General features: G+C 40.0%; 17 protein-coding genes. 11 read left to right on the forward strand and 6 right to left on the reverse strand.

The features are described 5' to 3' along the window. The first annotated feature begins 339 nt into the window (after positions 1-339). On the forward strand, positions 340-1,062 hold the full coding sequence (locus tag AC2SLL_RS11065) for a pantothenate kinase (RefSeq protein ID WP_486531750.1): 723 nt from the start codon (positions 340-342) through the stop codon (positions 1,060-1,062). 328 nt (positions 1,063-1,390) lie between these two features. Here AC2SLL_RS11065 and nemA read toward each other — a convergent pair whose 3' ends face one another. Then, on the reverse strand, positions 1,391-2,494 hold the full coding sequence (nemA, locus tag AC2SLL_RS11070; protein WP_486531751.1) for an N-ethylmaleimide reductase: 1,104 nt from the start codon (positions 2,492-2,494) through the stop codon (positions 1,391-1,393). A 359-nt stretch (positions 2,495-2,853) separates the two neighbouring features. Further along, positions 2,854-5,007 carry a 2,4-dienoyl-CoA reductase FMN-binding domain-containing protein gene (locus AC2SLL_RS11075; protein WP_486531752.1) on the reverse strand — a complete coding sequence of 718 codons (2,154 nt, stop codon included), beginning with the start codon at positions 5,005-5,007 and terminating at the stop codon, positions 2,854-2,856. Positions 5,008-5,428: 421 nt separating this feature from the next. On the opposite strand from AC2SLL_RS11075, the gene AC2SLL_RS11080 reads away from it, so the two are divergent. Continuing rightward, positions 5,429-7,111, forward strand: coding sequence for an AMP-binding protein (locus AC2SLL_RS11080; RefSeq protein WP_486531753.1), 1,683 nt, complete (start codon positions 5,429-5,431; stop codon positions 7,109-7,111). A 190-nt stretch (positions 7,112-7,301) separates the two neighbouring features. Here AC2SLL_RS11080 and AC2SLL_RS11085 read toward each other — a convergent pair whose 3' ends face one another. Continuing rightward, positions 7,302-8,444 (reverse strand): aminotransferase class V-fold PLP-dependent enzyme, encoded by a 1,143-nt coding sequence (locus AC2SLL_RS11085; protein ID WP_486531754.1) that lies wholly within the window; start codon positions 8,442-8,444, stop codon positions 7,302-7,304. A gap of 475 nt (positions 8,445-8,919) precedes the next feature. Then, positions 8,920-9,561: a thiol:disulfide interchange protein DsbA/DsbL gene (locus AC2SLL_RS11090; RefSeq protein ID WP_486531755.1), complete on the reverse strand. Its 642-nt coding sequence runs from the start codon at positions 9,559-9,561 to the stop codon at positions 8,920-8,922. 839 nt (positions 9,562-10,400) lie between these two features. Here AC2SLL_RS11090 and ubiG point away from each other — a divergent pair. From ubiG to AC2SLL_RS11110, 4 genes are all read left to right on the forward strand, one after another. Beyond that, positions 10,401-11,126: a bifunctional 2-polyprenyl-6-hydroxyphenol methylase/3-demethylubiquinol 3-O-methyltransferase UbiG gene (gene ubiG, locus AC2SLL_RS11095; RefSeq protein ID WP_486531778.1), complete on the forward strand. Its 726-nt coding sequence runs from the start codon at positions 10,401-10,403 to the stop codon at positions 11,124-11,126. Between the two features lie 132 nt (positions 11,127-11,258). Next, positions 11,259-11,966: an HAD family hydrolase gene (locus tag AC2SLL_RS11100; RefSeq protein WP_486531756.1), complete on the forward strand. Its 708-nt coding sequence runs from the start codon at positions 11,259-11,261 to the stop codon at positions 11,964-11,966. 225 nt (positions 11,967-12,191) lie between these two features. Continuing rightward, positions 12,192-12,971 carry a YciK family oxidoreductase gene (locus tag AC2SLL_RS11105; RefSeq protein ID WP_486531757.1) on the forward strand — a complete coding sequence of 260 codons (780 nt, stop codon included), beginning with the start codon at positions 12,192-12,194 and terminating at the stop codon, positions 12,969-12,971. Positions 12,972-13,062: 91 nt separating this feature from the next. Then, entirely contained in the window at positions 13,063-13,329 is a 267-nt protein-coding gene (locus tag AC2SLL_RS11110) for a DksA/TraR family C4-type zinc finger protein (RefSeq protein WP_486531758.1), read from the forward strand. Positions 13,330-13,594: 265 nt separating this feature from the next. Here AC2SLL_RS11110 and ompR read toward each other — a convergent pair whose 3' ends face one another. Further along, positions 13,595-14,344 carry an osmolarity response regulator transcription factor OmpR gene (gene ompR, locus AC2SLL_RS11115; protein ID WP_486531759.1) on the reverse strand — a complete coding sequence of 250 codons (750 nt, stop codon included), beginning with the start codon at positions 14,342-14,344 and terminating at the stop codon, positions 13,595-13,597. Positions 14,345-14,863: 519 nt separating this feature from the next. Between ompR and AC2SLL_RS11120 the strand changes: the two genes are divergently transcribed. Next, entirely contained in the window at positions 14,864-17,404 is a 2,541-nt protein-coding gene (locus AC2SLL_RS11120) for a Tex family protein (protein WP_486531760.1), read from the forward strand. 248 nt (positions 17,405-17,652) lie between these two features. Here the strand turns inward: AC2SLL_RS11120 and AC2SLL_RS11125 are convergent, their stop codons facing one another. Then, positions 17,653-18,939, reverse strand: a complete 1,287-nt coding sequence (locus AC2SLL_RS11125; protein WP_486531761.1) for a saccharopine dehydrogenase family protein — start codon at positions 18,937-18,939, stop codon at positions 17,653-17,655. A 514-nt stretch (positions 18,940-19,453) separates the two neighbouring features. Here AC2SLL_RS11125 and AC2SLL_RS11130 point away from each other — a divergent pair. The 4 genes from AC2SLL_RS11130 (at position 19,454) to purC (ending at position 23,348) form a co-directional block, all read left to right on the forward strand. Then, a complete protein-coding gene (locus AC2SLL_RS11130; RefSeq protein ID WP_486531762.1) occupies positions 19,454-20,653 on the forward strand; it encodes a hypothetical protein in 1,200 nt (399 codons plus the stop codon). Between the two features lie 291 nt (positions 20,654-20,944). After that, positions 20,945-21,853 (forward strand): 4-hydroxy-tetrahydrodipicolinate synthase, encoded by a 909-nt coding sequence (gene dapA / locus AC2SLL_RS11135; protein ID WP_486531763.1) that lies wholly within the window; start codon positions 20,945-20,947, stop codon positions 21,851-21,853. Positions 21,854-22,002: 149 nt separating this feature from the next. Beyond that, positions 22,003-22,341 carry a hypothetical protein gene (locus AC2SLL_RS11140; protein ID WP_486531764.1) on the forward strand — a complete coding sequence of 113 codons (339 nt, stop codon included), beginning with the start codon at positions 22,003-22,005 and terminating at the stop codon, positions 22,339-22,341. Between the two features lie 293 nt (positions 22,342-22,634). Further along, positions 22,635-23,348 (forward strand): phosphoribosylaminoimidazolesuccinocarboxamide synthase, encoded by a 714-nt coding sequence (gene purC / locus AC2SLL_RS11145; RefSeq protein WP_486531779.1) that lies wholly within the window; start codon positions 22,635-22,637, stop codon positions 23,346-23,348. Positions 23,349-23,465: the final 117 nt, after the last annotated feature.

Below are 23,465 nucleotides of genomic sequence, written 5' to 3' on the forward strand. Positions count from 1 at the left end.
TTTTTATAGCAGCTTTTTACAACACTTTTTTTAATGACCTATTTGAAAGAATTACCATATGATGAAATAATAACGGCCTGATTTAGAGCTTACCCTCATTTATAGGTGAACTCAAATAATTTCGCTATCAGGCGATCGACCCCTTGTAATAAAGCTGGTACATTCAGGGAGGTCAACACTGTAGTCGATTTTATTGAGACAAGCTATGCAATAAACTAACCTTCTCTGAGTCAATAATCTAAATGAGGCCACCCTCTCATACGGTTACGTTAAATTTATATAGAGTAAAAAACATCATCAGTTTTACTGATTTTCACGCTAGCATTTTAAGGATGATTTATGGCGAAGCTGTGGCTAGATCTAGGCAACACAAGACTGAAATACTGGCTGACTGATGATATTGGTCAAGCGATTACTAGCAAAGCAAGACAGCATCTGCAAGCCCCCGCTGAACTACTTATTGGCTTAACGGACCGCTTTGCCAATTTTGCACCGGATTTTATTGGCATCTCGTCAGTACTCGGTCAACAAATTAACACTCAGGTTGCTAAATCCTTAGCCGTACTAGACATTCCCTTTGAGTTTGTCCATGTTGACGCAAAACATCCACTCTTAATGAGTGATTACGACCCCACACTGTTGGGTGTTGACCGCTGGCTCCAAATCCTTGGCGCTGTAGACCGCAAAAAATGTCAGTGCATCATAGGCTGTGGTACTGCATTAACCATAGATCTAGTCGATCATGCCCATCACATCGGTGGTTATATTTTCCCCAGTATCTATTTACAGAGAGAGGCCTTATTTTCAGGCACCAAACAAATAACCATTGCGAATGGGACATTTGACAGTATTGACCCAGGCATAAATACCTCCGACGCTGTTCATCGAGGTATATTACTGTCAATTGTTGGCGCCGTTAATGAGGTATCAAATAGTCATATTAATTATGAATTAACCATTACTGGCGGTGATGCGCCCATTCTTGCTCAACATCTTAAGCATCCTGTACGTATTCGTGATGATTTATTATTGAATGGCTTAATGCGTTTTTTTGACGAGTGAAACGTAAATTTACTGTTGTAACAAACATAGCTAGCGCTTCTGCCAATGAAAAAGTCATGCAAATTTTGCATGACTTTTTTTTAGGGGTTATATCTTTTTCGTTTGTCTCCCTCTCTTTGGAACAAAATCCTATTAGATAAAAACCATCTTAAAACAAAACTATCTTATATATATTATAAAAGTTATCACACTAAAATAAGAGAGACGATTTAAAAGAGTTAGGTGTTATCTTATGAATAAAATGTAAAAAACAACCTGCGACAATGATCATTGATAAGAATACTAATTTGCCATCCATAACTACTTATCAATCACTACTTATCAATCACTACTTTTCATCTATAAAGGGATAATCAGTATATCCCTCTTCAGCACCGCCATAAAAAGTTTTAGGATCCTGCTCATTTAATTCAGCACCCATCTTTATACGTTCAGCCAAGTCGGGATTAGCAATATAATCTCGCCCAAACGCAACAGCATCAATTAAACCAGCTTCAATAAGCGTCACTGCTTTTTCTGGCGTATACCCACCCGCAGCGATTATCATGTGATCAAAGCTGTCACGAACTGCTTTGCGAAACTCATCTGTATATGGTCTCCCCCCTGCCCAATCCGGTTCAGACAAATGTAGATACATAATCCCGCGTTTATTAATCTGCTCAATTAACCAAATGCTTTCTTCTTCATTATAACCCACATCAATGTTATTAAAAGAACCCAGAGGCGAGATTCGGATACCAATATGATCAGCATCCCAAGCCTCAACACACGCATCGATTACTTCCAACATTAAGCGTGCTCGATTCTCTTTAATACCACCATACTCATCATCACGCTGGTTGGTTTGCTCTGCCCAAAATTGATGCAGTAAATAACCATGTGCACCGTGTATCTCCACCCCATCAAATCCTGCTTGTTTAGCACAGCGAGTGGCATAACCAAAGTCGCTAATGACTTGATGAATCTCATCCAAAGTTGCTGGACGTGGCGGCGTAGCTTCAGCTCGAATGGGATTTCCATTACTATCTCGCAACGAGGTACGCACCCCAACATCAATATCAGATGCAGATATCGGCGGTTTACCGTCTGGCTGAACGCTCTTATGAGAAACCAAACCTGTGTGCCATAGCTGAACCACAATTTTGCCGCCTTTGGCATGAACCGCGTCGACGATTTTTCTCCACGCCTCTATTTGTGCATCAGTGTGTATGCCCGGTGCTCCAGAATAGCCTTTGGATTGAAAAGAGACTTGAGTCGCTTCACTAATGATTAATCCTGAACCTGCTCGCTGACTATAATAAGTTTGAGCAAGTGGCGTTGGAATATCACCTGGTTCAATTGCTCTTAAACGGGTAAGCGGTGCCATAAGCACTCTATTTTTAAGCGTTTGCGTGCCCATTTTCACAGGGTCAAATAATTTTTCATAGCCCATCATCTATCCTTACTGTTATTCGTTATAACGTTATCATGCGACAATATTATACTTAGTGACTGATTATGCATCGTTATAATTGCCTTGTATATTTGGCTTAAAAATACCTATAATAAACACCTACTAAACCATAACATATATGGGTTTCATGCTTATAAATCTAAACTTAAATTAACGTTGTATCCTATACGCTATATAAATTTTTGAATAGTTAACCCTCAGGGATATAAATATAAAAACTTCCCTTATAAAGTGAGTTATTAGCTATTTGTGCAATTAGCTATTTACCCAATCCGCTAAACGATTTATCACTATTTAAAGGTTAGAGCGTGTGAACTCTTTAACTCTTTTCTCCAACTTCAAAGTCTAGCAGCAAGCTCTGCCCCATCACGGATGGCACGTTTGGCATCTAATTCAGCAGCAAGCTTTGCACCACCAATAATATGATATTGCGCCTTACTTTTTTTCATAGATATATTATGCGCATTTGTTGTAGCAGGCATCAAATCATTAACCGACTCTTGCCCAGCACAAACAATGATATTATCTACCCGCAGAAGCTGACTATGCCCCTGAGCAGTCGTAATCCAGATACCTTCATTAGTCACTTTTTCGTACTGAACGCCAGCCAATTGTTTAACACCATGCGCTTTAATATGAGCGCGATGTACCCAGCCTGTGGTTTTGTTAAGACCCTTGCCTAGGCGACCTTTACTCCTTTGCATGAGATATACTTGACGCATTGGCGCGATAGTCTCGGGATTTTTAAGTCCGCCCTCAGTTTGATAGTTTGCGTCATCGTTGACCCCCCATTCCTCTTTCCAATCTTCTACTGATTGTGGCTCTGGGCGATAGCTTGGGTCTTTTAACGTCTCAGGACCAAGCTCATGAAGGGGCTGACCATGACGAGCCGTCAAATACTCACTAACATCAAAACCAATACCGCCAGCACCAATCACGGCAACGGTATCGCCAACGGCTTTCTCACCGGCTAGAAGCTGCGCATAACTAATCACTTTAGGATGGTCTACCCCGTCTAGCTTCCCAACCAAACTACGTGGAACTACGCCAGTTGCAATAATGACATGATCATAATCTTCCTTCTCTATCATTTCATGCGTTACTTTGGTGTTAAGCTGAACGGTAACACCTTGATGGTCTAACTCATTTATATAATAGCGAATGGTTTCAAAGAACTCTTCTTTACCCGGAATCACTTTAGCGTAATTAAACTGTCCGCCTAAAATATCTTTAGCTTCATATAACGTAACCTTATGGCCCCTTTTGGCGGCAATGGTTGCGGCTGACATTCCTGCAACTCCACCACCAACGACGGCTATCTTTTTCGGCAATTTTGCGGGCTCATATTTAAGCTCAGTCTCATAACAAGCACGTGGATTAACTAAACACGTCGAGCGTTTATTTTCAAAAGTATGATCAAGACACGCCTGATTACAAGCAATGCAGGTATTGATAAGATCCGCTTGGCCCTTTTGAGCTTTGTTAACCCAGTCAGGATCTGCCAAGAATGGGCGTGCCATTTGAATGAGATCTGCTTGACCCTTTGTCAGTATTTGCTCAGCGGTATCTGGCATATTAATACGATTTGCCGCCATCACTGGGATAGTGACATGTTTTTTAAGCTCAGCGGTATAATCCACAAAGGTGGCTCGAGGTACACTGGTAACAATAGTAGGCACACGTGCTTCATGCCAGCCAATACCAGTATTAAATATGGTTACGCCTGCTGCTTCTAATGCCTTTGCCACGGTAATTACTTCATCCATCACATTGCCATCTGGCACCAAATCAATCATAGACAATCGGAAAATGATGATAAAATCATTATCAACGGCTTGACGCACTGCACGTACCACCTCAACAGCAAACTTCATGCGGCCATGAATATCTCCTCCATACTCATCAGTACGCTGATTGACATGACTCGATAGAAATTGATTGAGCAGATAACCCTCTGAACCCATAATCTCCACACCATCATAGCCCGCTTCTTTGGCTAATTTAGCAGCACGAGCATAGTCATCAACAGTATTCTGAATATTCTTAATACTCATCTGACGCGGTTTAAAAGGAGAAATTGGCGATTTAATGGGGCTTGCTGATACCACAAAAGGATGATAACCATAACGACCGCTGTGCAAGATTTGCATAATGATTTTACTGTCGTAACGATGCACGGCACGAGTCACTCGTTGATGATTAATGACATCAGCTTTATTATTCATGGTGCCACCTGCAGGCAATAGCCATCCCTCTCGGTTGGGAGAAATGCCACCCGTTATCATCATCGCTACCCCACCCTTGGCTCGCTCGGCAAAGTAGGCCGCTAATTTGCCATAGTTATAAAATCGATCCTCAAGCCCTGTGTGCATTGAACCCATAACTATACGGTTTTTAAGTGTGGTATAACCTAAATCAAGAGGCTCAAATATGTGGGGGTACGGTATGGTATTAGATTGAATAGAGTCATTCAAGGTAGCGTTGGCTGCCATAGTATATCCTTATGCTTTTATAAGTACGGGGGAGATTGAGTGCATTACATACTAACGTAACTTTTTAATTAATAAAGAAAACATTCAACAAAACCTAAGTTAAACAACCCGTGGTTGTATAAAATTTTTTGAGTTAATACGTACGCACTGATATATTAAATGTCATGACTATGCTAGCACATGCTTATTTATATAGGTCATGATAAGTATGTCGTATCCGTCTAAAGTTTTATTTTTTATCATTGAGCCACTACACTATAAATCTACCGCCTACTATAATATTTATAAATATTCACAGGCAACCCCTTAAATTTATACACTAAACACACGAATTTGAATGCGTAATCATCACTATTTAAAGAAATAAAGTATATACCTCCTAACATACCCTTATACCTCACAGATAAAGGATTATCAGAATATGACCGACTACAGTACTGGGCTGACAAAAACACCAGCCAATCACCAACCTTTAACGCCTTTGCAATTTCTTTCGCGTACCGCCGCTGTCTACCCTGACAGCCCCTCTATAATTTACGACAATCTAGTAGATGACCCTATTGTTTACACTTGGTCAGAAACACAAAGGCGTTGTCGCCAGCTTGCTCATGCTTTAAAGAATCTGGGCGTTAGCAAAGACGATACCGTGGCGGTTATGATGCCAAACACGCCTGCTATGGTAGAAGTCGCCTATGGTGTTCCCATGTCACAAGGCGTTTTGTGCACACTCAATACTCGCCTCGATATCAACGCCCTGACCTTTTGCTTACAACATTCAGAATCAAAAGTGCTTATTATAGATAGCGAATTTGCTCATTTCATTGAGCTTATCGAAGAAACCTTTCCCAATATTATTATTATCCATGCCACTGATGCAGCGCTACCAAATGTAGAGCCGTTTGGCACAATGACTTATGAGGAGCTAGTTGCATCAGGCAAGTTTGCAGATGAAAAGGCAATAGAAGCCTTTGATCAGATGATTTATCCCAGTGATGAGTGGGATGCCATCTCACTCAATTATACCTCTGGCACAACAGGAGTGCCAAAAGGCGTTGTATACCATCACCGAGGTGCGGCTTTGAATGCAGTGTCTAATGTTTTAGATTGGGATATGCCAAAGCATGCCGTTTATTTATGGACACTGCCTATGTTCCACTGTAACGGCTGGTGCTTCCCCTGGACTATTGGCGAACGGGCTGGTGTTAATGTTTGTCTACGCCAAATTGATGCCGAGCTTATCTTAAAGCTAATCGCTAAATACAAGATCACACATTATAGCGCTGCACCCATTGTACATAATATGATTGCCGCTGGTAGCGAGTCGCTTAAACAAGCGATTGGCCATGAAGTAAAAGGCTTTGTCGCAGGGGCACCACCGTCAGAAGCTATGTTAGAGAAGATGGAAGCAATGGGTTTCAATATTACTCATGTCTATGGCTTAACCGAAGTATATGGTCCCGTTACTATTTGTGCCGAACATCAATCTTGGGAGGCCTTAACCATTTCGGAACGAGCGTCAAAAAAATCTCGCCAAGGTGTTGCCTCCCATCTTATGACTGGTTTTGAAGTATTTAAACAGGGTACCACAGAGCCTGTCTCCCCTAATGGAGAAGAAATGGGCGAGCTTGCGTTAAAAGGTAACATGGTCATGAAAGGCTACTTAAAAAATGCGAAAGCAACTGCAAAGGCCTTTGAAGGAGGCTGGTTCCGCACTGGTGATTTAGGGGTCAAATACCCAGATGGCTATATCAAAATTATGGACAGATTAAAAGATATTATCATCTCTGGTGGCGAGAATATCTCAAGTATTGAGATTGAAAATGTGCTGTATAAGCTTCCAGAAGTCAGTAGCTGCGGCGTAGTGGCGGCATCTAATGAAAAATGGGGCGAAGTGCCCGTCGCCTTTATCGAAATTACCGAAGGTTCCACCTTAACCCGTGACCAAGTGATTGAGCATTGCCATCAAAATTTAGCTAAGTTTAAGGTACCTAAGCATATTATATTTGCCGAAATCCCCAAAACCAGTACCGGTAAAGTGCAAAAGTATGAGCTGCGTAATGCGGCACGCTCTATGGCGCATGAAGAACCTAAAGTGGGGCATTAACATTCATAGATGGCTACAGCCGAAGTAATCTAAGATGTCATCTGTGTCAAATAACTTTAAAATCGATACAAGGCAAGCGTTTACAGTTATTGTGACTATCATTGACTAACGTTGGCCAGAACCTAAATAACCAAACAAAAAAACCAACTCAACGAGTTGGTTTATGTTACCACCTTAAAATCTACCAAAGTTAGGCAGGTTTTACCTTATCCAGCACTGCCTTAAAGCGACTTACCGCCCCATCCACATCTTTTAGTTTATCAAGACCAAATAGACCTAAACGGAATGTCTTAAAGCTCTCTGGCTCGCCTACTTTAAGTGGCACACCCGCAGCAATTTGCATACCAAACTCAGCAAAGGCACTGCCTTTGTGCATGCCATCATCTTCGGTATAACAAACCACAACACCTGGTGCTTGATAGCCTTCGGCAGCAACACTTTGAATACCGCGGTCTTCAAGCAAATCACGAATGCGATTGCCAAGCTCCCACTGAGCTTCTTTTAAGGTATCGAAGCCGATTTCTTTAGCTTCTAGCATCACATCTCGAAATATTCGTAGGCCGTCTGTTGGCATTGTGGCATGATAAGCATGGCCACCATTTTCGAAGGCACGCATGATATTTAGCCACTGTTTTAAATCAATACTGAAGCTATCTGATTCAGTTGTCTCTACCTGAGCCACTGCTTTTTCACTAAGCATGACAAGGCCAGCACAAGGGGTACTACTCCAGCCTTTTTGCGGTGCAGAAATAATAACATCGATGCCAAGCGCCTTCATATCTAGCCAGATACACCCTGATGCGATACAGTCAATTACTAACAGGCCATTAACGCTATGCACCGCATCTGCTAATTGTTTAATGTAATCCTCTGACAAAATCATGCCTGATGCCGTTTCAACATGCGGCGCAAAGACGATGGCAGGTTTTTGCTCCTTAATCGCAGCAACAGCCTGATCAATAGCAATGGGAGCGAATGGATTTGGTGCGCCTTCAACACCTTCATCAACTTGAGTGGCTTTTAAAACGGTGGATGATTTAGCGATTTTGCCTTTTTCTAAAATTTGTGTCCAACGATAGCTAAACCAACCATTACGCACTACTAAACAGTCTTTATCGTTTGCTAGTTGACGGGCCACTGCTTCCATAGCAAATGTACCCGAACCTGGTACGATAGCAACCGCATCAGCAGCATATACGTCCTTTAAATTGCTTGATAAGTCTCTCATCACTTGTTGGAACACCTGCGACATATGGTTTAAAGCTCGATCAGTGTAAACCACTGAGTACTCTAATAAACCATCTGGATCTACATCTGGGCGTAATGCTGGCATAATGGCTCCTATTGCTTCAATTATTGTTTCAATTATTGTTTGGGTAAAGGGTCAATGTTTTACCTTGCCTATCTTTCTCTAAATTTCTTTAAGTATAGCCATAACCACTTAAAGAGTAAAACCGCAAAAAAGCCAGCTTAATGATTAAGCTGGCTTGTTATTCATCGCGTTTTATCAGAGGCCTGTTTATTGAAGACCGATTCACGATAACATCAGCATCTTCATGACATATATCGAATGATATATAACAATAAAAATACCGCACGACTTTCAGACAGGGTTAAAGCAAAACTAAAAGCAGGTTATTTATAATAACTGACTTATCAAGAGATTACTTATAAAAGGTTACCTATCAAAAGGTTACTTATAAAAGGTTACCTATCAAAAGGTTACTTATAAAAGGTTACCTATCAAAAGGTTACTTGTAAAAGCTTACCTATAAATAAGGATAATAATAAGAGGTTATAATAAACAGCTATTTACCTGCTTTTAAGTCCATGCGTACTTTATTGACCAGATAATCAACTACCTTTGGTACTTCAGCAGGATCGCCTTGAACCACATATTTGCCCTGTACCACAACAGCGGGCACACCTGTTAATTGGTAGCGCTTAGCACCCGCTTTAGAACGGGCAATCTTGGTACTTACCGCAAATGAATTATAAAGGCTATTAAATTTTTTCTGATCGACGCCTTGACTAGCGTACCATTTTGCCAGCGAGTTTTGATCAAACAACGTTTTATTCTGTTTATGAATGGCATCAAATAGCTTATTATGCGTCTTACTTTGATACCCCATGAGCTGAGCGGCATAAAAACCTCGAGCATTAGCTTCCCATTTAGGGTTCAGCGCAGCGGGTGTTTCAAAGAAAATCACATCATCTGCTTTGGTTTTTTCCCATTTTTGCATGTATGGATTCAGAGAGTAGCAATGCGGACAACCATACCAAAAAAACTCTCGAACAATAATATTATCGCCACTAATTTTTTCAGGATTATTGAGGACTTTAAAATCTTTACCTGCGCTATATTCTGCTGCAGATGCTGGCAAAGATGCTAAACCGACAGCGGCTGCTAGGGTGGCTATAGCAAAGCCACGTTTGGTATCAAATTTCATTATTAATCCTTAAAAAACTTTTTGAGAAATTAGTATAAAGTAGTAAAACTATATATAAATGAAAACACTTTGCGCACATACTCATTAATAACACATACTTCATTAATAACACATACTCATTAATAAATAGGCTCAGTTTAAAATGATCAGTAAGTTAACTGTTTTATAAAAATAACGTCTAGTAGAATGACTACTTTTAATAAAACTGCTTCTAAAAAGACTGATTATCTATATTGATATTCATCAGACATATAAATTGATAATTAACTAACTTAAGATATTTAATTAACTTATAACAGGCAAATAATCATAATTAACTATTATAGAATATGATAACGTATTTACTACTACCATGTGAACCAGATACACCCGAATAATCTTAATGAAAAGTTAATTAAACGTTGTGACATTGTTAGCCATATTTCACGTTAGTCATATTTTACGATTTATTCAACGGCTTATCCTCGTACAGAGTATGTAAGTAAAATGATGTGGATAAAATAAAATAAGATAGATTTTAGCGCTAAAAACATTCAAACAAACTGTTTTACAACCTTTTATAATCCCGCTTTCATTTCTCATGCATGCTAATAATGATAATATAGGGTAACAACTAAAATACGTTATCATACCTTCTATTGTATAATCTCAATCATAATAATGCTCTAAACTCATATTCTAAATCAGGATAGCTCATGACACAATCTAATACGAGTGCCCCCTCATCGACTTCTGAAACAGAAACTATTGCAGCAGCAACTGGCACAGCAGAAAGTACCACAACACCTCAATATAAAACCTTTGAGGAACGTTATGACAATCAGGAGAGCTCTCTAGATATGGGTAATAATGTTGATTTGGGTGAGGTGGGTAAATTTACTCAACTTGCTGATGAGTGGTGGGATAAACATGGCGCTTTTTCTACCCTACACGATATTAACCCACTACGTTTAAACTGGATTGAGCAAAATGTTACTCAGTATATTGGAGAAGGCCTAGCTGGCAAAAATGTTTTAGATGTTGGCTGTGGCGGTGGCATTTTGACTGAAGCTATGGCGCGCCGTGGAGCAGATGCTACTGGTGTTGATTTAGGTATTGAAAATCTAAAAGCTGCCACTGTTCATGCTCAGAAGAGCGGCTTAAATGAGCGTTTGCGTTATCAGCACATTGCTATCGAAAAGTTAGCTCAGCAGCAGCCCGAAAGCTATGATGTTGTGACTTGTATGGAGATGCTAGAGCATGTGCCAGATCCCAAACAAATCGTGCAAGCTTGTTATGATTTATTAAAACCCGGCGGCGTTTGTGTCCTATCTACAATTAACCGCAATCCTAAATCTTATCTATTCGCCATTATCGGTGCCGAATATGTATTGGGTTTATTGGACCGCGGCACCCACGATTACGCAAAATTTATTACTCCAGCAGAGTTGGATAAAATGGCCATTCACTCAGGGTTTCATCGTCAAGATCTTATTGGCCTACATTACAACCCTATTACTAAGCGTTACTGGTTAGCACAAAACGTTGATGTTAATTATATGATGGCGGTGGTTAAACCAGATTAAGTAGACTTAGTTTGGTAACTTATCAGGTTTGGTGACTTATGATTCAAGCCTTTATCCTATTAAAGCGATTAAACCTTATCAAACTCATACTTATTTATTATTACTCACTTAAATTAAGATTAGATGCCCTTTATGTCAACTCACTATATTAAAGCTGTTTTATTCGATTTAGACGGTACTCTAATCGATACCGCCACCGACTTTATACGTATCATTACACGCATGTCTGAACAAAATAATTGGCAAGCTCCGCCAAGTACTGCCATACGCGAACAAGTTTCAGCCGGTGCTGCCGCTATGGTAAAATTAATGCTGACTTACAATAATCAGCCTATCTCAGATGAGAGAGTACAGCAATTTCGTCAACAGTTTTTGGATGAATACGAAGCAGCCATTTGTGTTGAGAGTCGTATATTTCCAGGACTCGAGCAAATCTTACGTCATCTAGAAAACATAGATACGCCTTGGGGCATCGTTACTAATAAGCCTCGTGGTCTTGCCAGCAAATTGCTTGAGACACTTAAACTTGACAAACGGTGCGAAGTCTTGGTTTGCCCTGAGGATGTGCGAAAAACAAAACCCGACCCTGAGCCTATGTATTTAGCATTAGAGAAACTTGGTCTACCGCGCGGTGTTGCTAATAGCGTGATATATGTCGGCGATCATATTAGAGATATTCATGCTGGTAACCATGCTGGCATGATAACTGTGCTTGCTGCTTACGGATACATTCCCCCTGAAGATCAAGATGATTTAGAGGCGTGGGGAGCAGATTATATTAGCCAAACACCAGAAGCATTAGTCGAACTGCTTAAGTCCAAAAAATTTGATTATCTGTAATCCAGCTTTTTTATGGTTAACCCCTATTTGCTAATTTCCATTATATATAATGTTTAAACGACCCTATACCTAGCGCAAAAGTTGCCTAACTGATTATATGCTGATTTAACTAGTAGTATGATTAGACAAGCAATCCTAACGCTACAACCTTTAGGGTCTAGCTCGGTTTGAAAAGCCTAGACCGTTTCCGAAAGGTATTATATTTGACTAATAATAAGTGAGCTTATGACAACTAATCCAATATCGCACGAGCAAATTCACACTTTCAATCCAACGCCGCAGTGCTTAGCCGATAAAACTATTTTAGTCACTGGGGCGGGGGATGGCATCGGCAGAGTGGCTGCCCTAACCTATGCAAAATACGGTGCTACCGTATTACTACTGGGCAAAACAGCCAGTAAGCTAGAAGCCGTTTATGATGAAATCGAAGCACAGGGCGGTAAGCAACCCGCTATGATGCCTTTGGATTTAGAAATGGCAAATTATAGCGAGATGCAGCAATTGGCAAATTTAATTCAAACTGAAATTGGCACACTTGATGGCGTGTTACACAATGCTGGCGTATTGGGTGCCTTAACCCCACTTGAGATGTACGATGTGATGACGTTTGAGAAGGTAATGCGCATTAACTTGACGGCAACCTTTATGCTCAACCAAGTCTTTATGCCACAGCTTAAAGAGTCTGACAATGGCTCTATCGTCTTTACTACCAGCTCAGTAGGCAGCAAACCTCGTGCTTTTTGGGGGGCATATGCTCTATCAAAACAATCTATTGAAGGGATGTGTGATATCCTGACCCAAGAAACTCAAAACACAACCTCTCTAAGATTTAATTGTATCAACCCAGGCGCTACGCGTACCAACATGCGTGCTCATGCCTACCCTGGCGAAAATCCTATGTCACTTAAAACACCTGAAGCGTTAATGCCAGCTTACGTATACCTGATGAGTGATGATAGCATTGGTGTTCGGGGTCAAGTCATTAACTTGCAGCCAAAAGATTGAGTAACAGAGGTTTTATATAGTCAAAATCATTTTAGATGATTACCATGTGAATGAGGAGCTCATATAATATACCTTTAGGAGGTAATCCATAATGGCAGGAGGATGGGCAAAAGACGGTGCAGAACATGAACAAATGGATGCAACCGTTAGTGATGCCTTAGCAAGGGCAAGAGCTTCTTTACCAAAGGGTATCAGTCTTGAGTTTTGTGACGAATGCGGTCAGCCAATTCCTGAAGCAAGAAGACTGGCTCTATCTGGTGTTGAGCATTGTGTCACGTGTCAAAGCGAGATTGAAGCTCACATTAAAACACGCGAATTATTTAATCGCCGAGGCAGTAAAGATAGTCAACTGCGCTAAGCTAAGCTGATTAAATCTAAACACCCTACAATTATTCACAATGAGCTATCTATCAAAACACTGTTAGCAACAAACAAGGCTGTCGACTATAATAGCAATCGACAGCCCTTTTTAACATTAGCTCTTAACTGAAGTCTGTTAAACATGCAAAATTTCACGAAATATTGACTAAAAAATAGTTACGGTCAGCTACATCTGCTACATGTCTTAAGGATCAAAGAGGCCCTAATAATTTTATGACTTATAAATAAATCATGGAATAGGTCTAATGGCTTTCTTCTTCGTCTGGCACAAACACATAACCAACACCCCATACCGTTTGAATATAACGGGCTTGAGACGGGTTGTCTTCAATTAAACGACGCAGACGTGAGACTTGCACATCGATTGAACGCTCCATCGCTCCCCACTCGCGACCTCGGGCTAAGTTCATTAATTTATCACGGGTTAAGGGCTCACGTGGATGCTGTACTAAAGCTTTTAATACAGAAAACTCGCCAGTCGTTAGGGTTACTACGTTGCCATCACGTTTAAGCGTGCGGGTTGATAAATCAAGCGCCCAAGGGCCAAACTGAACTACTTCTACTTGCTGAGAAGGTGCACCTGGTAACTCACGGCTGTGGCGACGAAGAACTGCTTTAATACGTGCCAAGAGCTCTTTGGGATTGAATGGCTTCGGCAAATAATCATCGGCACCTGCTTCTAAACCAGCAATTCTATCACTATCAGAACCCTTGGCGGTTAGCATAATAATCGGTACATCGGCATTTTCTTCGCGCAAGCGCTTACAGATACTGATGCCGTCTTCACCTGGCAACATTAAATCCAGTACGATAAGCGAAAACAATTCACGCTGCATTAACTTATCCATCTGACCACCATCGTGGGCAGTACGCACGACAAAACCATCATCTTCTAAAAAACGCTGTAATAGCGAGCGCAATCTGGCATCGTCATCCACCACTAAAATACGATGGGTTAACGTATCAGAGTTATTAACGTTGCTGTCTGTCATGATTCCTTCCTTTACTGTTACTTATTAATTTTAAGGTATGGATTTGTACTTATGTCTATTAAAAACAGGCGTAGCATAATTCAGTTAAGGTTTTTATAGGTGTACATTCCTTTTTATAAAGCTAACCTTTCTGGAAACCTAATATCGGATAATGATTTGATCTTAATTTAGTGTATAAGATTCTCAGCAGAATTACACGCCTATTAAACAATAAAGCTGTATCGATTTGGTTTTCTCAGTTAACAAGTGTATACCATATCAAATTAAGGTCAACTAAAGCTAAACATAACCGAACTTTTATCTTTAAATACCTCTTAATGATCTAGTGACTGGTCAAAAAACCCTTAATATCTATTTGAGACTAATGGGATGCCTGACTAATAACTATATAAAATAAGGGGTTTTATCGGATAATTAGGGGTTAACACCCTGTTTAATAAACATTAATGGGCAAAATCGTTTCTATTCAGTCAGCATTTGTTATAATGCCTGTCACATTTATCAACTTTGATGCTGGCTATGATCCAAACCAATACCCAAAACACGAGCTTAAATAATAACTCAAGCCAAAATACATCGACGCTATCGACTGATGTTATGACCCATATTCATAATAAACTTGCAAAAGAGCTTGGTATTAGACCTGCTCAAGTTAATGCCTTTGTAGAGCTATATGATGACGGTGCTACCATACCGTTTATCGCCCGCTATCGTAAAGAAAAAACGCAAGGGTTAGACGATAGCCAATTACGAGCGCTTGAAAAAGGTCTTAATTACGAGCGCGATATGGCAACCCGCCGTGCTAAGATTCTTGATTTACTGCAAAACCAAGGAAACCTAACTGAGGACTTGCAAAAACGGATCGAAAATGCGACCTCTAAGCTTGAGCTTGAGGATATCTACCTACCCTACCGCCCCCGTCGACGCTCTTTAGCTGCCAAAGCACGTGCTGCTGGCTTAGAGACTATTGCCGAGCAAGTATTAAATCAGGAAGTTATCCCTGTTGAAGCGCTTGAAGGCTACACTCAACCCACAACTATCACAGATGATAGCGGTAATGAGGTTGACGTCGATTTTTCAGATACCGAGAAACAGCTTGCGGGCATCGAAGCCATTATTATTGACAACTGGACTCAAGATCTTGAACTGCTCGACACGTTACGTAATGGCTTTGCTAAAACTGCGACTATCAATTCTGTACTCGCGAATGAAGAAAAACGTGAAGTTGGCGAGAAGTTTAGTGACTATTTTGAGCATAGCGAAAGTTTAGCTCGACTGCCCAATCATCGTTTGCTTGCTATGTTACGTGGTCGTCAAGAAAATGTATTGGTCCTAAAGGTCGATGGCGAAGATACCCCATTTATCGAGAAGATACTTAATAAATTTGAACTAGACGCTAAACAGCCTGAAGCCCGTCGCCAATTCTTACAGCAAGCAGCAAACAGCTTGTGGCAAGACAAATGGCGTCCACATATTGAGCATCGTTTATTAACCGAAAAACGTTTGGCTGCTGAGGCCGATGCAATTAATGTATTTGCCGGTAACCTGCAACACTTGTTAATGGCAGCACCAGCAGGCAATAAAGTTATACTTGGTGTAGACCCTGGCATACGACATGGTGTCAAAATGGCAGTTATTGATGCTCAAGGTCATGTTGCACATGACGCTGAAGGTAACCTTGCTATTGCCACTGTCTATCCGTTTGCACCAGATAATAAAATGGATGAGGCTAAAGCCACTATATCCGAGCTTTTAAAATCCAATAATGTGGAATTGGTAGCAATTGGTAATGGTACAGCTAGCCGCGAAACCGATGCCATGATTAAACAAGTCATTGATGCAGATAGTGATATTCAAGCAACCGCTGTTGTAGTCAATGAGTCTGGTGCTTCTGTTTATTCAGCTAGTGAACTTGCCAGTGATGAGCTTGCGGATTTAGATGTTTCAATACGCGGCGCGGTGTCTATAGCCCGTCGCCTACAAGATCCTTTATCAGAGCTGGTTAAAGTTGAGCCAAAGGCGATTGGTGTCGGTCAATATCAACATGATGTCAACCAAACTCAGCTGTCTGATAGCTTGGATAAAGTCACACAGGATTGTGTGAATGCGGTTGGTGTTGATGTTAATACCGCCAGTCCAGCTATCTTGGCTCATATTGCAGGTTTAAACCGTAATGTTGCGCAGCAGATTGTTAACTACCGTAAAGAGCATGGCGCTTTTCAAAACCGTGAACAATTAAAAGATGTACCAAGACTTGGGGTTAAAACATTTGAACAAGCGGCTGGCTTCTTGCGTATTCGTAACGGCGAAAATCCTTTGGACGCAACGGGTGTACATCCTGAAAGCTATACATTAGTGACCCAAATGTTAGAAAAATCTGGTAAATCTATATCAGAGGTTTTGGGTAACGATAGTATTATTAATACATTAGATGTTGACGGCTTAGAAGCTGCAAATGATGACAATATTAGTATCGCTTCTATTAAACAAGAGCTTGCCAAGCCAGCCCATGATCCACGTCCTGAGTTTAAAACGGCTCAATTTAGAGAAGACGTCAATAGTATTAGTGATCTAGAAGAAGGTATGCAACTTGAAGGGGTTGTCACTAACGTAACAGGCTTTGGCTGCTTTGTGGATGTGGGTGTACACCAAGACGGTTTGGTTCATATATCACAAATGGCCAATGACTTTGTTGAAGACCCTATCAATTTGGTCAAACCGGGTGATATCGTCAACGTTCGGGTCTTATCTGTTGATGAGAAACGTAATCGCATAGGCTTTAGTATGAAATCTGAAGCCTCTGGTAATACTGGTAATGCTAAACGTTCTGATACTGAAAAACGCAGTCTAGAAGCTAAAACAGATAGAGCCGATACTACGGATAAGGGCAAGCCCATAAAATCAAAACGCCGCACAGCTAATCGATCAGCCAAAGATCGTACTACAACGGGCAAAAATGAACGTTCAAATCGAGGTCAACCTAGCAAACCAAGCCCGAAAGCCCCTGAAAAGATCGGTTCTCTGGGTGCGTTATTAAAACAAGCTGGACTTAAGAAATGACGTTCAGAGTATGTGCAATTCCAGAGCTGGTAAATCAACTGGCATAGTCAAAGAACCTTAAATGGATACTAGGTAAACGAGTGAAAGTGCGACAATTGTAGGCTACGCTAGCTTAACACCCTAGTGATTTATAATTTAGCCGACTACATTGAATTAAATGTACCCATCAAGCATATAAAGAGAGGGCAACCACATAGGTTGCCCTCTCTTTATTTATATCATGCAAGTAGACACTGGATTGAAGTGGGTTAAGGGGTAGCCACTTCTTCAAATGTTATACCCGCATATTTTTGAAGTCGTTCAATCAGCTTATCTCCCATTGCAGATGCTGGCGTCCAAAACCCTCCCTTGATATTGCTTTTTGGTACGTCCTGGAATAAGCAAATTGCACTTTGAGCCAACATTCGACAAGTACTGCCATAACCTGGATCTCTTTTACCAGTGACTTTAGTGCGTATCTGATGATGCTCCGTTGTAAATCCAATAAAGCGAATATCAAAATACCCTTTCTCACGTTCTGTTTTAGAAGGCCCCGATCCAGATTTCGGCAGCACATACTCGTTCAATAACTCTCTACTTGGCTTAAACGCCATACTACCTGCAAACCCCGCTAGGCCAGCAGTCATCCCATAGCTCATTATTCGGCCTTTCATACCTGAGGGCATCCACATGGCCTCATCATATTTAAAGTCACGCCCATATTCATATCCAAGTAGTTGGTTACTACGATGTACAATACGTGTATTAATAGACGCCATAACAAAGGGGGCTAACCAACGCTCATTTTGAAAATCCCACTTAGGCCTTTTTATATCAGTTTGCTGAAATTTGGGCGGATTAGCATCATCATTTAGCAGGTATGGGTTCGCCAACTGCTTACGACGTGACTTGTCCTTTCCTACCTCTTCAAAGATTGTCGCCATTGACGCAATCGTGCCACCTGATAACCCACCTTTAGCCGCCTTGACACGCATATTAATTGTATCGCACCTATCACCCCAATTTATAAAAGCACAGTCTTGAGTAAATAAGACACCTAAATCGGATGGTATAGAATCAAACCCGCACGAATTTACAATACGCGCTCCGCTCTTTTTTGCTGTTTCTTGATACTTATCCATCATGTCTTTAATAAAAAGGGTCTCACCAGTTAAATCAACGTAATCGGTTCCATTATCTACGCAGGATTTAATTAAAGGTTCTCCAAATTTAAGATAAGGCCCAACTGTTGATATAATTACCTTTGTCTTAGAGGTCATGGCATCAAGGCTATCACTATCTGTGCTATCAGCGATGATGATAGGCAAACTTTCATTGCCTATTTCTTTTTTTAATTCATCTAATTTGTTAGAATTCCGACCAGCTATTGCCCATTTTATTTTAGCACCGCCTTCAGAGCAGTTAATTTCTGACACAAACTCATTAATATACAGAGCTGTGAGTTTGCCTACGAAGCTAGTAGCGCCATAAACGACAATATCATGCTCACGCTTATTTTCATTAATATGCGGTGCTCCACTACTCATATTAGGCATGTGTTTTATCCTTATTGTATATGTCACTTTTTATATGCTGTATTTATAAGTTATCTTTTTAATATCAGCAACTCAAAACTAAATAATAAATAAAGCCTTAAAGAGAGTGATGTTAGCAAGGTTCATAAGCTGTGATTTCTGATAGCATTTCTTTTTAATAGAGGTGTTTAATTAAAATGGCTTCAAAAACATTACTGTGGAAATATCACGTTAACAGCACTCTAGTTTAAATTAATACATTTAGCTTATTAGTATAGCAACTTTATATACCAACGCATAAACGTCTTAACTTGTTTATCGGGATTGACTTATTTAGATAGTTATAATTTTAGATAATTACAATTTGAACTCAAGATAGGATAGTCAGAAACGATACATCATATTGTAAGGTAACGTTAAACTGTTGTAATGCTGTGTATAGGTCGTATAATGTGTGTTTAGATTTTAGTATGGCAATTTTTTTTAGATGATGCACTAAGCTAACATTTGTGGAGTTTCAGTATGCTCTAACATTGTGAACCGTTTACATGGAGTATTATGTCATGCAATTAAACAAATGCCCCTAATCTCTGATAACCCAACTTTTAAGAGTACCGCTTTATTGCTAAGCTTAGCTAACACAGCCTCATTGAGTAATGGATTAATGATACCTGCTATATCTACAATAAGCATTGTCGTTATTATAGGTGTCATTCTATGGTCTCTAATGCAAGCCTATAATCATAATCCTCCTGCACATTTTGTACGGGTTTGGGGTCAATTGGTTTTATATTATCTTGCACCTACGATGCCTTGGTGGGCATTATTAGTGGTTATGTTGACTATCAACAGTGTTCTATCTATTTTTATTAGTGCTACATTATTAGCCATTATTGTTCTGTATTTCTACAGTGCTTATTATATCCCTCGACAAATTACCGTTCACTATGCTTCCTACCACAATTCTCCAGCTACAAATGAGACGTCACAACCTCTAAATATTGCAGTCATTGCAAATCTAAGGCTAGGTTTATTTAGTCATCCCAACCAATTTATAAAATTGGTGGATAGATTAAATCAATTAAACGTCGAAGCTGTCATTATTGTAGGAGAGTGGCTATACAATCCTCCAGCTGACTTGGTGGGTAACTTGATGCTACTTAAAGGCATCAATAAACCTATTTATGCGATTCAAGGTGAACACGATCATCGTTATTACCCTGAAAATGCTGACCAATTTTTGCATGAAGATGACCTAAACCACGTCTTTGAATCTTTGGGTATTACGGAGGTCATTGGCACGACTCCCACAAACTTTGGTGTTCCCTTAATCGCTAAAATAATACGAGATCAATCGGGTTTTGATCAAGCAATAACAAATCAAGAAATAGAAAGCCAACCCCATATCCTTTTAACTAATACAGTAAATGGTATTAAGCCCTATCTATCTATCCAAGATACTTCTAGTCAAGTAGAGGCAAGTGTTGCCAGTAATAAGAATAAAGTAGAAGCAGACCTAAACTTATCAACATTAAAATCGTCTTTATTACTTTTAATAGCACCAGATGAGTCTGTTGTATCTAAGGCGTATTACAAAGTCTACAAAACAACTCAAAACAAGTTAACGGCTAAATGGGTTAAAGTGATACAAATTATTCCCTCATTTGGGCAGCGAGGTGCTCCCTTTCGCTTATCTAAACCAAGTATCACTGTCATTAATATAAACGATAAATAGCTTGATGATTGGTTAAGGTTGAATGTGCTAAACTTAAATGCAAATACTTAAATGCCAATATAATAGTTATTAGCCGAAAGGGCGATTCAAAGATCTATGCAATAAGCTATGCAAAATAACGGTATGTCAATACGCTCGTCTATTAAGCTTGATTATGAACTCTTTTATCTATATAACATATAAGTATTACCCCACTATTTAAGCATTCTATATTGAGTTAACGCTCTATCAGGATGAGAGGCTTACACAAGCGTATAAACACGAAAATTAGTAAGACAATAAGGCAAAAGTATGAGTAACCTATATTCTGACATTCAAAACCAACTGCAAGGCTCCATGGTTGCCTTAATTACCCCAATGCTCGAAAATGGCGAAGTCGATTATGCTCGCTTAGCGTCATTGATCGACTGGCAAATTGAGCAAGGTACTCATTGTTTAGTTGCCGTTGGTACAACTGGCGAATCAGCCACTTTATCTATGCAAGAGCATAGTGAGGTTATCCGCTATTTTGTCAAACATGTGAATGGACGAGTTCCTGTTATCGCTGGTACAGGTGCTAATAATACTAAAGAGGCGGTTCATTTGACGTCTGAGGCAAAAAAAGCAGGCGCAGACTGTGCTTTATTGGTGGCGCCTTATTACAATAAACCAACCCAAGAAGGTCTTTATCAGCATTATAAAATGATTGCAGAAGCTGTTGATATGCCGCAAATGCTTTATAATGTACCTGGTCGAACTGTGGTCGATATTGCTCAAGAAACCGTTGAACGATTGGCCGACTTTGATAACATTGTCGCTATTAAAGATGCCACAGGTTCGGTTGAGCGCGGTAAGCTTCTCATTAACACACTGGGCGATCGTATGTCGGTACTATCAGGTGATGATGGTACCGCGTTGGCGTTAATGGGACATGGTGGCAAAGGTAATATTTCCGTTACTGCCAATATTGTGCCAGGGGCTATGAGTAAAATATTCACAGCGGCATTAAACGGCGATTTTGCAGCAGCCAAACAGATTCATGATAGTATCGAGCCATTACACGCCCTTATGTTTGTTGAGTCTAGCCCTATTCCAGCAAAATATGCACTGCATAAAATGGGGAAAATTGAGCAGGGTATTCGTCTACCATTAACATGGCTTGACCCTAAGTTTCATGATCAGGTAGATCAAGGACTACGTAATGCTGGACTAATTGACTAGAATTGACTTAATAATCATATACTTAATGCTATTATGGCATAACGATTGATTTTACTTTATATTTTGCCTTTATTTACTTGCCTCACATTATTTATTTTTACTCATACTTTTAACACTGGCAAATCTCTGCGACTTATTAAGGTTGACCAATGCACTTATTAAACAACATCTATTCCTCAAAAAACAGCCTATTCCGTACTATTTTGAAAACATCGCTTTTAATAGTTACTAGTGTGAGTGTTATAGCTGGATGTCAAACCAGTAGAGGTTTATTTAACAAGATAGATGATGGTAGTTTAGAATATCAGCAGGCAGAGCAATTGCCACCCCTTAAGCTACCTGCTGAACAAAAGACAGCACCATTTATACCTCTATACCCCACCCCAGATGTCGGTGTGAATACTTTAGAATTAGCAAACGAAAGTGGTAAACGTTATAAATTACCTAAGCCCTACCGCCAAGTACCAACAACATCAGCTAATCAATAGCGGATGATTACTTTTCGACTACAATAACAAATAACCATTTGGTAGGTAATACCAAAACCAAAAACCTAATTAGCAAGCAACAGAATCTCCAACTTTACCAGCAGTAGGCTTGGCAAATTTGGTACTGTTGATTGGTTTTTGGGACAGGTATAAATTTTTCATTCAACAAATAGCTTTTTTTCGTTACGTATTCTATAGAAGCGTCCCAAATACAATCGTGTCGTTCATACGCTTTAATATTTATTCACTTTAATATAATGCTTAGCAATCTGTATAGGACAGTCATCATGCAAATCCAAAAACAAGAACTACTGTATAAAGGCAAAGCCAAATCTGTTTATGAAACAGACAATCCAGACTTTCTGATTCTGCATTTTCGTGATGATACCTCTGCGTTTAATGGTGAACGAGTTGAGCAGTTGGGTCGTAAAGGACAGGTAAATAACCGATTCAATGCATTTATCATGCAAAAGCTCGCTGAAGCAGGTATTGAAACGCACTTTGAGAAGCAACTATCCCATGATGAGGTACTAGTCAAACGTTTGCATATGATTCCTGTTGAATGCGTCATTCGTAACTTCGCAGCAGGGAGCTTAGTGCGTCGTCTAGGTCTGGAGGAAGGTCAACCGCTAACCCCGCCTACCTACGAATTATTTTTTAAAGATGATGCATTAGGCGATCCTATGGTTAATGAATCTTTGTCAGTATCTTTGGGATGGGCTACACCTGAACAGTTAACAGAAATGAAAGCGCTTACTTATAAAGTTAACGATGTATTAAAAGAGTTGTTTGATGATGGTGGATTAATGCTAGTGGATTTTAAACTAGAATTTGGGGTCTTCCATGACCGAGTTGTATTAGGTGACGAATTCTCGCCTGATGGATGCCGTATTTGGGACAAGAAAACCAAAAAGAAACTTGATAAAGATCGTTTTCGTCAAAGCTTAGGGGACGTTATTGAGTCTTATGAAGAGGTTGCAGAACGTATCGGTGTGCCTCTGCCTTGATTACACAGATTGTATAAAACCAACCCCCACAATAGCTGAATGTGATCGTTATCATATTCAGCTTTTTAATTTAATATTTTATGATCATCTCTTTCCTAAGATTCTAGTAGAAAACAG

It is taken from the genome of Psychrobacter sp. CX97, assembly GCF_057396285.1.